This is a genomic window from Vibrio sp. V33_P6A3T137, from assembly GCF_009904835.1.
GTDB lineage: Bacteria > Pseudomonadota > Gammaproteobacteria > Enterobacterales > Vibrionaceae > Vibrio > Vibrio metschnikovii.
The window spans coordinates 1-11,719 of record NZ_WXWK01000045.1 but is presented as its reverse complement, the minus strand read 5'-3'; the positions used below and the strand labels follow the sequence as shown (position 1 = coordinate 11,719).

Sequence of the window (11,719 nt, the reverse complement as noted above, 5' to 3'; positions counted from 1 at the left end):
AGATATTTCTCAAGCCCTTTTCTATTCGAAAATTGATAGCTATTCAATGTCATCAGTCATTAATTTAAAACCTAATCCGACCAACACCACCCCGGTCGTCCCTTCCATCCAACGCATAAATGCGCTATTTTTCAGCAAATTTTTTGCCGAACTCAACGTTCCAGCCAACCCACACTGCCAAAGCATTGCAATCACAAAATGAATCGCAGCCATTAATAACGACTGTAGCAAAGGAGAATATTCAGGATTGATAAACTGCGGCAAAAAAGCCAAGTAAAATACCGCGGTTTTCGGGTTAAGTACGTTAGATAAGAAACCTTCTCGTAGCGAACGGCGAGGATTTAGTTGTGTATGTTGCAGGGTAACAATATCGATCCCGCTCGGTGACTTCATTAAAGTACGTAAACTAGACAAGCCCAGCCAAATCAAATAAGCCGCACCGATCATCTTCATCACCTGAAACAACTCAGCCGATTGAGTTAAAATCGCCGAAATACCGATCGCTGAAAACGTGGCATGGACAAATAGACCAATACAAATACCCAAACTGGTGATACAGCCATCAGCCATGCCCGCTCGGGACGTATTACGGATCACTAACGCGGTATCTAAACCCGGCGTTAAGGTTAAAATAGTTATCGCAATTAAAAACGCTTCAAAATTCTGAATATACATAATCTCTCACACAAGTCACTGACACTAAATTGCGTAGAGACAGTTTACAAAGAACAGACTAAGCCCTCTTTGCACTGCCTTCCCTAGCGGTTGTTGCGGCTCTGAATGATATAACGATTCAGATCACAAAATCGTTATACCTGAGAGTCAATCACTTGTCTGTAATATTTTTTTACCTTTTGAGCGATTTTCTTTGGCTTAGAAACCAGCTTGGGTAAACTGCATTCCTAGCGCCATTAATTGGTCGGTCCCCTGAATATCAGTCGCTTGTAAAGGGATTGGATAACGCTTGAGATGGGAAAACTGCTGATCAATTTCCTGTAAATGTTGTTTTTCCTGTTGACGCCGCAAGGCTAAAAATTCGCCATCCGCATGAATCGGTAAAATGCGGTTAATCACAATCCCGGCGACAGGTAACTTTTCATCGGTCAGTGAGCGTACCGCACGCGTGGTTTCCAAAATAGGCAGTTTTTCTGGGGTTAATACAAATAAAATCGCCGTTTGTGAACCATCCAAAAACGTTTCTCGCGTTCGCTGTAATAACCGTTGTCGATTAAGTAAAATTTCCGCAATTGCTTTGTGTCGTTCATCAAGGCCACTGGTAGCATGCTCTTCTGGACTGCTCAGTGGGTTATCAATATCTTTACCACTATTTGGCGTTAAGTGATCAAGCACCTTGGCAAACTTGTCCGATTGTTGGTTACTTTTCAGCAATCCTTGTGTCCAAGCCGCCATCGCTTCTGGAAGAGCGAGTAAACGTAAAGTGTGGCCGGTGGGCGCGGTATCAAAAATCACTAAATCATAGTGCTGTAGACCATGCTCTAATGTACGTGCAATACACTCCAATAACGCCGCTTCTTGTGCGCCGGGAGATTGCCCCGTTAAACGAATTTGCCGCTCAACGGCACCATAAAGCTCAGGACGAGTAAACCGTTTTAACTGGCGGCTGACTTGCTCAAGATGACGAACCACTTCTTCATATGGGTCAATTTCTAAACCGTCAAGATTCGGGGCAACTCGGGTGATTTTATCGCCGATCGGTCGGTCAAAGGCATCGGCTAAGCTGTGCGCAGGATCGGTGGAAACCACTAATACTCTCCGACCTCTTTCTGCTGCTAACAAGGCTAACGTTGCTGAAGTGGTGGTTTTACCTACCCCACCTTTTCCGCCAACTAAAATCACTCGTTGATTATTCAGTAATAACGCCACCGCTCTCTCCTCTCTGTGAATGTCTGGCCGCTTTTGTGTTTAACAACATCTAAATTGATCGAGCGGTGAATGAGCCATCCCCATGCGCAGATGCCAATCATGAAAACGCTCCATTAATAGAGGTTGTAACTCCAGTGTGTAATAACTCGCCGGATTAGGTACCCCCATCATCTCGGAGAAGATCAGCAACATAAACAAATCGTCTTGCTCGCGCTTAGCGCGAGCAATGGCCGAACGATATGGCGCGTTATAAATTTCTTCTGCGTAATGATTAGCGAGCTTAAAACAAGCTCGGATCTTACTCAGTTTCATTCAACACCGCCTCCTTCTTACTTTTAATCAATTTATTCAAGGCGGAAGCGCACTCTAAGGTGATCAAAATAGCAGCAATCAGTACGATAATATCGAGCGTAAATAAGAACCAATCTTGCTTATCGTAAAAGCTTTTCAACTGAATCAATAAACCTAAGGTAGTCATAATTAATAAAAACACTAGCGGTACTAAGGTGTAATACATTGGCCGCCCTAAACGTACTAACATCACCGTAATAACAAGCAAGGTTAATCCTGCTAATAACTGGTTAGTGGTACCAAATAAAGGCCAAATCAGTAGCCCACCCGAACCATCGCCACCAGCACCAAACGCTAACAAAACACAAGATCCAACCGCTAAGAGCGTCGCGGGCAGTGCTTTTTGCATCCAACTAATGTTATAAATATTCCCCCACTCTTGAAAAATATAGCGCTGCAAACGAAGCCCCGTATCCATCGTTGTCCCTGCAAAAAGAACAACCATTACGGTTAATAACGTTTGTGACAGCGTAGTATCTAACCCCAAACCTTGCTGAAGTATGTTGGCTCCACCATTAATAAACGCACCAACGCCGCCTTGACCAAAGCCATGATAAACCGCCTGCCAATCAGCTAAGGTCGCAAAACCTGCCGTTGCCGCAATAATCGCCGCTAACGCTAAAGAGCCTTCACCAATTGCACCAAAGTAACCAACAAAGCGGACATCCGGTTCTTTATCTAATTGTTTAGACGTAGTACCACTCGCCACTAAACCGTGGAAACCAGAAATCGCACCACAAGCAATCGTCACAAACAGCAATGGGATCAGTGATGGCGTTCCCTCTGGTAAATTAGTGTTAAACGCTGGAGCCACCACATCAGGACCGGCGAATAAAACCGCACCGTAAACTAAAAACAAACCAATGAATAATTGAATGCCGTTAATATAATCCCTTGGCTGCAGTAGCATCCAAACCGGTAATAAAGAAGCGATAGCTGCATAGGCAAACAGAATGATGATCCAGCTCTGTGTAGGATTCAATCCCATCAAAGTATCAGGCAAAGAAAGCGGCATCATAGGGCCAACATAAATCATCGCGTACAGAGCAATAACCCCTAATAGCGAGACCATCGCAAGCCCGATATAACGACGATAAATCAACTGACCAATCACCAAAGCCACCAAAATCGCTCCCCACACAGGGATAGTAGCACTGGGAAAGCTGATTAACTGACGGGCAATGACCACAGCGAATACCGCATTCACCATCAGTAGTACAAGAAAAATAACGATCATAAATAGACTGCGTGCACGAGGGCCAATGATATCACCAGTTAACGCACCAACCGATTTAGCTTTGTTACGGTTACTGGCCCAAATCGCTCCAGCATCGTGTACCCCAGCAAAGAAAATCGTGCCAAAAACAACCCAGATAAAGGCTGGAACCCAGCCCCAAATCACAGCAATCGCAGGACCAATAATCGGTGCTGCCCCAGCAACCGACGTAAAGTGATGCCCCCACAAGACATACTTATTGGTTGGTACATAATCGATACCATCATTCATTTCATGAGCGGGGGTTCGAAAATGCGGGTCGACTTTAAAGATTTTTTCACAAATAAATTTCGAATAAAAAACGTAACCCAGCGCCATGGCACCTAAGCCCATTAGCATCAGGAATATTGCATTCATGTCTACCTCCACTGTAGCGTTCATTATTGTTATGCACGAAAAGATAGTAATACCTTTACATTCACCCCAAAAATAAAAACACAACAAATTTGAACATCTTCGCAACCTATTTGTACTATTAGTGAGCCACTTCTCAGTTAATTTTTTCGCATTAACCTTAAGATCTTCCATGCAGCCTATGCAAAAGTGGATAAAGAAAATAATAGGTATACGCAAACGACTTGAAATTGTAGGTAGGCGGCAAGTGAGTGAATCCCCATGAGCATAGGCAAACGATGTGATTGGGGTGAACGAACGTAGCCAACACCGCAGCAGCTTCAAGTAGGAAGAGTATAACGGGTGCAAATCAAGACTCCATATAGAAGACAGTGACGGATCATCAACTAGGGATAGAAATTTAGCGCGTATCAGGCTCATTAATTGAGCTTAAACAACAACGATTAGCCAGCACAGTCAGAATCCCCTATTCTATCGACTCTGTTTTCTAGTACTGCCAATCAAGGCTCTACGTATTCACCATCGTGAGCCAACGCATCATCGAATAAGGAAATCAACATGGCTTTTACCGCTCTGATTGAACATTTTAAAAAAATTGCCCACTTTCAACATCTCAGCTCGATTTGTGGTTGGGATCAAGCTGCGGTTATGCCCGCGGGCGGAGCTCAAGCTCGCTCCGAAGCGATGGCACAATTATCCGTTCATATTCATCAGTTGCTGACTGAGCCACAACTGGCCGAGTGGTTCGCTCGCAGCCAAGAGCAGCTCGAAACCGCACAACAAAAAGCGACTTGGCGAGAAATGCATCGTCAATGGCAACTGGCCAATGCGCTGCCAGAATCTTTGGTTAAAGCGCAATCCCTAGCAGGCTCTCAGTGTGAGCATGCTTGGCGCAGTCAACGTAAAAATAACGACTGGACTGGTTTTGAAAAAAATTGGGCCGAAGTGGTCAAACTGTCTCAAGAAGAAGCGCAAATTCGCTCTGATATCACCGGTCTTAGTCACTACGATGCCATGCTTGATCTCTATGAACCAGGGACAAACAGCCAAGTGCTGGATAAGGTATTTAATGAAGTAAAAACTTGGTTACCTTCTTTAATTGATCAGGTTCTAGAAAAGCAAAGCCACGAACCGATCATTTTGCCGACGGCTCATTATCCGGCAGACGAGCAAAAAGCCCTTGGTTTAGAGGTAATGAAGCTACTGCAGTTCGACTTTAATCACGGTCGACTGGATCAAAGTACGCACCCATTCTGCGGTGGCGTACCCAGTGATGTACGGATCACCACTCGTTATAACGAAGCCGAGTTTACTCAATCGTTAATGGGTATTGTCCATGAAACCGGTCATGCGCGTTATGAACAAGGCTTGCCAAAAGCCTTTGCTGGTAATCCAGTTGGTCATGCTCGCTCAATGGGGATTCATGAATCTCAATCGCTATTTTTTGAAATGCAATTGGGCCGCAGCGCGCCATTTATCGAACATTTAGCCACCCTAGCTCAGCAACATTTCTCAGCGAATGAAAGTGCCGTGTTCGCCGCTGATAACTTCCAAAAACTCTACACCCGTGTGGAAAAAGGCTTTATTCGCGTTGATGCCGATGAACTTACTTACCCAGCTCACGTTATCTTACGTTATGAGATTGAACGTGATCTCATGAACGGCCACATCAAACACACTGATGTACCAGAGTTATGGAATGAAAAAATGGGCGCTTATCTTGGCCTTTCCACCGCTGGCAACTATCAAAATGGCTGTATGCAAGATATTCACTGGACAGACGGCAGCTTTGGCTATTTCCCTTCCTATACCCTTGGCGCTATGTATGCCGCGCAATTTATGGCCACCATGAAGCACAGTGTTGATGTAGAAGCAGCGATTGCTCGTAAAGATCTCAGCCCGATCTTTACTTGGTTGAGTGATAATATCTGGAGTCAAGGCAGCCTGCTGACGACTGACGAATTGGTGAAACAAGCTACGGGTGAAGTGCTTAACCCAGTACACTTCAAGGCACATTTAGTGTCGCGTTATTTGGGTTAATTAATCAACGTAGCTAACACCGCTGTCGTTTCCGATAGGAAAAAGACAGATCCAAACGGGAGACTTTTCGTCTCCCTGTTTTTATTCTTCAACTTGATTTAATGCCTTGATCCATTTAGCTGGCACACCACCAACCAAGGTATCAGGAGCAACATCTTTGGTCACAACGGCTCCGGCAGCCACCACCGAACGAGCGCCAATCGTCACGCCTTGGCAAATAACAGCATTTCCCCCAATCCAAACATCGTCTTCAATCACAATTGGCGCACATTGAAAAGTCCAACCACGTCGCTGCTGATAATCGAGCGAATGAGTGGGTGTATAGAGTTGGCTATTGGGGCCAATTAACACGTTGTTACCAATGATGATCGGCGCATTATCCAACATCGTCACTCCCATATTGATGTAAGTATCGCTGCCAATCGAAATCGTTTTCCCGTACTCACAAAAGAACGGCGGGCAAACCACCGTATTCTCACCAACCTGTTTGAATAGTCTCACGAGATAAGGCTGAGCCGCGGCAAACTGGCGAGAATTTATCTCTTTAAGTAGATCAAATGCTTGGTTTCTTAGCATACCAAATTCAGGGCTATCAGAATCATGCGCTAAACCTAAGGTCATTTTTTCAAATTCATTCATAAGGTAAGGACTCTCTTTCTATCAGGGATAATCCCCGATATAAACGGATCATAAGAACCATGCAAGGACGCCGCCCACACTCTGTGAAGTGATGACCAGACTCTGACTTAAGTTATCCCCCACACCACTAAAATTCGCAAAACGCAAAATAAATTGCACTTTGCAAGGCAAAGTATGAAACCAAATGATATTAAACTCAAACAAGCACTGATTTTATGGACATTCGCAGCATTAAAAAGTTGGCACGCTAAATGCTTTATATAGATTGATCCTTTTAAGCCGAGGATCACCTAGCCAACTGACGTTGTTAGTGAATAGATTTTGTTCACATTTTTAGCCAGCCGCCCTTTGCGACTGGCTTTTTTATTTTCTGCGTGATTAAGATCAGGCTGACTGCTGCAGACGCTTTGAACCGAGCAGTAAACTGCTATACCCTTGCTGATGGATTGAATCATTCGTTAAAAGTGACACTGTCATTTAAAATAACCATAATCAACAAGGAATAGTGATGCAGCAACACCTGACTGCTTTTATTGACAATGGAGTACACTACACTCCGCACTCTTTTACCCTGCCCTTAAACTACAACGACCCGAACTCAAGCACTATTACGGTTTTTGCACGGGCGATTCGCTTAGTCTCTGATGGCGAGCAACAAAAACCCTGGTTAGTCTATTTTCAAGGTGGTCCGGGCTTTGCGGCGCCGCGTCCTAATGGCTTATCCGGCTGGTTAAAACGCGCGCTACAAGATTATCAAGTCTTGCTGCTTGATCAACGTGGCACCGGAAATAGCACGGTGATCTCCCACCAAACCTTATCGAGCATGAACGCCAATCAGCAAGCAGAATATTTAAGCCATTTCCGCGCTGATAATATCGTACGCGACGCGGAAGCCATTCGTGAAGCACTCGGGGTAAAGCAATGGGCGATTTTAGGCCAAAGCTTCGGTGGCTTTTGCTCACTGACTTACTTATCTTTGTTTCCTGATAGCTTATCTCGCGCTTATATTACCGGTGGCGTGCCATCGTTAACCGCCCATGCTGATGAAGTCTACCGCGCGACGTTTGCTCGTACATTGGAAAAAAACCACGCCTTTTTTGCCCAGTTCCCTCAAGCGCAAACCTTATGTCAGCGCATTGCCAACCATCTAATAAAAAACCGTGTCAGCTTGCCTAATGGTCAAGTGTTTACCGTTGAGCAGTTTCAGCAGATCGGCATCAACTTTGGTATGAGTGACAGTTTTCTGCCTACTTATTATCTACTGGAAAACGCCTTGATCACGGTCGATGGGCAAGAGACCTTGAGCTATGAGTTTCTTCATCAGATGCTCATGCAACAAGCATTTCAAACTAACCCTATTTACGCCATTTTGCATGAATCGATTTACTGTCAGCACAGCGCTTCGAATTGGTCCGCACAACGTATTCGCCAAGAGTATCAAGTCTTTGAATATCAGCCTGATCAGACCTTCTTATTTACCGGAGAGATGGTTTTCCCTTGGATGTTTGAACAATACACCTGCTTAACACCACTGCAAGCAGCAGCACAGCAGCTAGCCGCCAAAAGTGATTGGCCTGCACTGTATCATCCGCAGGTGCTGGCGCAAAATAAGGTGCCGGTCAATTGCGCGGTTTACGCTGATGATATGTTTGTTGATATGGATATTAGCCGCGCGACCCTTAAGCAAATTGCCAACTCAACAGCGTGGATCACCAATGAGTATGAACACAACGGACTTCGCGCCGATGGTGAGCGGATTTTAGATAAGTTAATCACCATGGGTGACCAAATCGCGGCAAATATTGACGCTCAAAAACGAATGGCTTGATGGCGGTTTAAGCTTGCCGTTAACTTTCGTGACATCCAGATCATAAAAAGCGCCGTTGGCGCTTTTTTCTGTCAACTAATTGCTATCAACTAACTAGGTCTTTAACAAAGCAGTTGCTGCAATTTATATTCAACCATCGGATCGCCGGGGACAATCTGTTGAGCAAATTCTAATAACTGCACCGCATCCTGCGGGTTTTCATGCTGATGCTTAATAGCAATATCCACCAAAGGCTGGATATCAATATTGGTTTGATGCTGTTTAATATGCGCATTTTTCTCAGCCATCAATACATGATGCGCGGTACTGAGTAACCCTAAACGATGCCTAGAATTGGCATTGGCTTTATTCAGACACTGATAATAGTCTTCTTTAAAACGCAACGCTCTGGTTTGATTACGAAACTGCGCGATATCAATATGTTGGTAACGAATAAAATCTACCGCCACCTGTTTGTAAAAGCCAAATTGATTGAGATAATTAGCATGAGTGCCATGGCCCATACCAAATACCCTTAAGTGAGTTAATTGCGGGTAGCGTTTGGCATGCAGTCGGTCGATGTGATTCGTCGGGTCGTAAATGATGTACCCCTTCGCATCCCCTAAATCGAGATCGTGATAATCACCCTGCCAATCATATTGCTGCGCCAGCTGAGTGCTGGATCGGTCGTCCCAAGGGACAATTTGTTGGTTTTTGGTGCTCACCGGATAAAAAAGCAAAACTTGATTTAGCTTTAGTAAATTAGCGAACGCGCCCACCGCAAAGCCACCACGACTCAGCCCATAACCTAACCGCGACTTAAACGGGCTCAATAAGGTTGATAATTGCTCTAAAAAGAAAATTAAGTTGCGACTACGAAACCAATTACTTTTCCCTAAATGCTGAAAAGCAATAATGTTGACCTCTTGCTTTTGGGCAAGACGATAGCCCCAAGGCGAAAAATTCGAATCTAAGTCCTGTTCCTGTAAATTCGTTCCTGCTGGTGAGAAGGTAAATAACAAGGGTTTATTTAAATCAACAAATTGATATTTCACAAAAATGTCATCAAGTAAATCCTCACCAGACATCGGTAACTTGGCCTGTTGTTCGTCTTTGGAAAGAGACGCCCATTCATCCAGCCAATACAGTAACTTCATTTATCCTCCATCTAAATTGCATTACGCAATTGTGTTTAAAAATACCGTGTATTTCCCCGCTTATTCGGGCTCTTTCCTCTCGAAAAACCACTGCCGAGCTTGTTGATAACAATCATCAACAGCTATCTTTTGTTGATGGATAAACTGCTCAGCGATATGGTTATAAAAACTTAACTTGTCAGTATCATTTGCACGAATACCATGCCCCATGCCGGATATCGGCACTTGAATTAACTCTGGGTAACGTTGAGCATGCAGGGCATCAATGGGATCGTTAGGGTCGTAAATAATATAACCTTGGGCTGCGCCAAGATCTTTATCATGGTATTTCCCCTGCCAATCAAATTTTTGGGCAGCTTCGGTACTGGCACGAGTATCCCATGGCACTCGCTGTTTATTTTTGGTACTCACAGGGTAAAACAGCAGCACATGATTAAGCTGCAGTAAATTGGCAAACGCCCCAATCGCAAACCCACCCCGACTTAAGCCATAACCTAAGCGCAGGGGAAACCGAGCCAGTAATGGCGCAAGTTGCTCAAGGAACTCAATCAAACTCGGGCTTCGAAACCAGTTGGTCATTCCTAGGTGCTGAAAAGCAATCACATTAACCTGTTGCTGCTGAGCGAAATCATAACCCCAAGGAACATAATCAGCATGCAACTCTCGCTGACGAACATCACTGCCCGAAGGTGAAAATAGAAATAGTAATGGCTGGTCGATATCCACAAGCTGGTAACGGACAAATACATCATCAATTAGGTTCGAGCCTGTAAAAGGTAACCTAGCCTGCAACGCCGGATGAGAAAGCGATAAAGCTTCATTAAGCCAATACAGTAACTTCATTACTTTCCCCGACGAAAAATCAAACCGCGCACCTTAGCAAAAATCCAACAGAAATGATATGCACTAAGCAAATCCGTCAATGATTCACACTTCCTTGCCAATCTGTTTGCAGCTTGTTAGTTAATAACGGCATACTCAACATAATCAACTGAATGCTTAAAAGTAGGTATCTCTGTGAGGTGATTTTTATGGTTAGCATTCAATAATCAAGGACTTTAACACTCGGTAAGGAAGGTAACCAATGCTAACATTTAATACTTTAAAGCAGCGTCACCGTGCAGAGCGAGATCAATACCCTAGCGCCCTATCCATTCGTGTCCATCGCGCGCTCAGCTGGCTGAATAAAGCCGAACAGTGCAACGATGACGATTCCGCCTTTCTGTTTTTATGGATAGCGTTTAATTCTGCCTACGCTCAAGATTTTGAACAAAAAAATAGCTTTGGTGAGCGCGGCTTATTTCAAGAGTTTTTAAGTAAATTAGTTGAGTTAGATAAACAGCAACAATTAAGCGCGATTGTCTGGGAGCAATACTCTGGGCCTATTCGCTGCATTTTAGACAATGAATTTATTTTACAAGCTTATTGGGATTATCAAGCCGGCCGGATTGACCAAGAGAGTTGGAAACAAGCGCGCAGCAAAGCTAAAATCGCCGCTAACCAAGCGCTGAGCCAAAATGATACGGCTTCAGTATTATCGATTGTATTCGCTCGCCTTTACACCTTAAGAAACCAAATGATTCACGGTGGCGCAACCTTTGGCAGTTCCGCTAACCGCCAACAACTACGCGATTGCACCAGTCTACTGCAACACCTTGTCCCCACCTTAATCACCATTATGATGAACAATAAACAAGCCATGTGGGGCGAGCCAGTTTATCCGTTGGTACAAAGTTCACAGTAAGCATATCGATAAACGACTAAAAGTAAAATGCTCTGTCTACCAGAGCATTTTTAAATAATCATAAGAATAAAGATTGAGTTGGATTAAATGACAACTAACGATGGTTTAATCACTTTTTGAGTTTTGGTGTTAACATATCCAATCAATCGTATTGTTGAAATTGAGCCGCTGGTATTAACACTACTATTATGTTTAATATGTAATTGAGTATCAAAAATGTCGCCAACTTTAACTGCTTGTAAAGCAAACATCGGATAAGCCAAAATAAAGCGTTTAAATAGCAACTCAAATAAGCGATTAATCTTTTCTAAATCAGGATTAGTCCCATTAACAGCCTCACTTTTAGCATAATCCCACAAATTAGATATATTTTTTTCTTGAATACCACAAGCTACTAAGCCTTCGACGCTAGTATCTTTAAAAATACCATTTAACGATGTTCGCGTTTGTTCGGATAACTCTTGATA

Annotated in this window: 10 protein-coding genes and 1 pseudogene; 3 read left to right on the top strand and 8 right to left on the bottom strand. The window is 43.9% G+C overall.

Features of this window, described 5'->3' with window-relative positions:
• Positions 1-39 precede the first annotated feature (39 nt).
• The 4 genes from CAG60_RS03500 to CAG60_RS03485 all read right to left on the bottom strand — a co-directional run bounded on the left by CAG60_RS03500 (position 40) and on the right by CAG60_RS03485 (position 3,868).
• A complete protein-coding gene (locus CAG60_RS03500) occupies positions 40-675 on the bottom strand; it encodes a LysE family translocator (RefSeq protein ID WP_158138428.1) in 636 nt (211 codons plus the stop codon).
• A gap of 198 nt (positions 676-873) precedes the next feature.
• On the bottom strand, positions 874-1,857 hold the full coding sequence (locus CAG60_RS03495; RefSeq protein WP_443275433.1) for an ArsA family ATPase: 984 nt from the start codon (positions 1,855-1,857) through the stop codon (positions 874-876).
• Between the two features lie 66 nt (positions 1,858-1,923).
• The gene (locus tag CAG60_RS03490) at positions 1,924-2,196 is read right to left on the bottom strand and encodes a cory-CC-star protein (protein ID WP_040904321.1); all 273 of its coding nucleotides are present in this window, start codon (positions 2,194-2,196) and stop codon (positions 1,924-1,926) included.
• A complete protein-coding gene (locus CAG60_RS03485) occupies positions 2,183-3,868 on the bottom strand; it encodes a carbon starvation CstA family protein (protein WP_161425378.1) in 1,686 nt (561 codons plus the stop codon). The genes CAG60_RS03490 and CAG60_RS03485 overlap by 14 nt, the downstream gene beginning before the upstream one ends.
• Before the next feature lie 555 nt (positions 3,869-4,423).
• On the opposite strand from CAG60_RS03485, the gene CAG60_RS03480 reads away from it, so the two are divergent.
• Complete coding sequence (locus CAG60_RS03480; protein ID WP_161438313.1) at positions 4,424-5,905, top strand: carboxypeptidase M32; 1,482 nt, start codon at positions 4,424-4,426, stop codon at positions 5,903-5,905.
• Between the two features lie 81 nt (positions 5,906-5,986).
• Here the strand turns inward: CAG60_RS03480 and CAG60_RS03475 are convergent, their stop codons facing one another.
• The gene (locus tag CAG60_RS03475) at positions 5,987-6,544 is read right to left on the bottom strand and encodes a sugar O-acetyltransferase (protein WP_161438312.1); all 558 of its coding nucleotides are present in this window, start codon (positions 6,542-6,544) and stop codon (positions 5,987-5,989) included.
• A 508-nt stretch (positions 6,545-7,052) separates the two neighbouring features.
• Between CAG60_RS03475 and CAG60_RS03470 the strand changes: the two genes are divergently transcribed.
• A complete protein-coding gene (locus CAG60_RS03470) occupies positions 7,053-8,372 on the top strand; it encodes an alpha/beta fold hydrolase (RefSeq protein ID WP_161438311.1) in 1,320 nt (439 codons plus the stop codon).
• Between the two features lie 101 nt (positions 8,373-8,473).
• Here the strand turns inward: CAG60_RS03470 and CAG60_RS03465 are convergent, their stop codons facing one another.
• Positions 8,474-9,508 (bottom strand): cytosolic protein, encoded by a 1,035-nt coding sequence (locus tag CAG60_RS03465; protein WP_161438310.1) that lies wholly within the window; start codon positions 9,506-9,508, stop codon positions 8,474-8,476.
• Between the two features lie 60 nt (positions 9,509-9,568).
• Positions 9,569-10,351 (bottom strand): cytosolic protein, encoded by a 783-nt coding sequence (locus tag CAG60_RS03460; RefSeq protein WP_161438309.1) that lies wholly within the window; start codon positions 10,349-10,351, stop codon positions 9,569-9,571.
• Between the two features lie 241 nt (positions 10,352-10,592).
• Here CAG60_RS03460 and CAG60_RS03455 point away from each other — a divergent pair, with 241 nt between their 5' ends.
• The gene (locus CAG60_RS03455; RefSeq protein ID WP_161438308.1) at positions 10,593-11,252 is read left to right on the top strand and encodes a HEPN domain-containing protein; all 660 of its coding nucleotides are present in this window, start codon (positions 10,593-10,595) and stop codon (positions 11,250-11,252) included.
• Between the two features lie 83 nt (positions 11,253-11,335).
• On the opposite strand, the pseudogene CAG60_RS03450 reads toward CAG60_RS03455, so the two are convergent.
• Positions 11,336-11,719: pseudogene (locus CAG60_RS03450) on the bottom strand (hypothetical protein); the annotation flags it as partial.

Bases quoted from the DNA above. Each gene is read 5' to 3' on its own strand.
- CAG60_RS03500 (WP_158138428.1), bottom strand. From the start codon at position 675: ATGTATATTCAGAATTTTGAAGCGTTTTTAATTGCGATAACTATTTTA.
- CAG60_RS03490 (WP_040904321.1), bottom strand. From the start codon at position 2,196: ATGAAACTGAGTAAGATCCGAGCTTGTTTTAAGCTCGCTAATCATTAC.
- CAG60_RS03485 (WP_161425378.1), bottom strand. From the start codon at position 3,868: ATGAATGCAATATTCCTGATGCTAATGGGCTTAGGTGCCATGGCGCTG.
- CAG60_RS03480 (WP_161438313.1), top strand. From the start codon at position 4,424: ATGGCTTTTACCGCTCTGATTGAACATTTTAAAAAAATTGCCCACTTT.
- CAG60_RS03475 (WP_161438312.1), bottom strand. From the start codon at position 6,544: ATGAATGAATTTGAAAAAATGACCTTAGGTTTAGCGCATGATTCTGAT.
- CAG60_RS03470 (WP_161438311.1), top strand. From the start codon at position 7,053: ATGCAGCAACACCTGACTGCTTTTATTGACAATGGAGTACACTACACT.
- CAG60_RS03465 (WP_161438310.1), bottom strand. From the start codon at position 9,508: ATGAAGTTACTGTATTGGCTGGATGAATGGGCGTCTCTTTCCAAAGAC.
- CAG60_RS03460 (WP_161438309.1), bottom strand. From the start codon at position 10,351: ATGAAGTTACTGTATTGGCTTAATGAAGCTTTATCGCTTTCTCATCCG.
- CAG60_RS03455 (WP_161438308.1), top strand. From the start codon at position 10,593: ATGCTAACATTTAATACTTTAAAGCAGCGTCACCGTGCAGAGCGAGAT.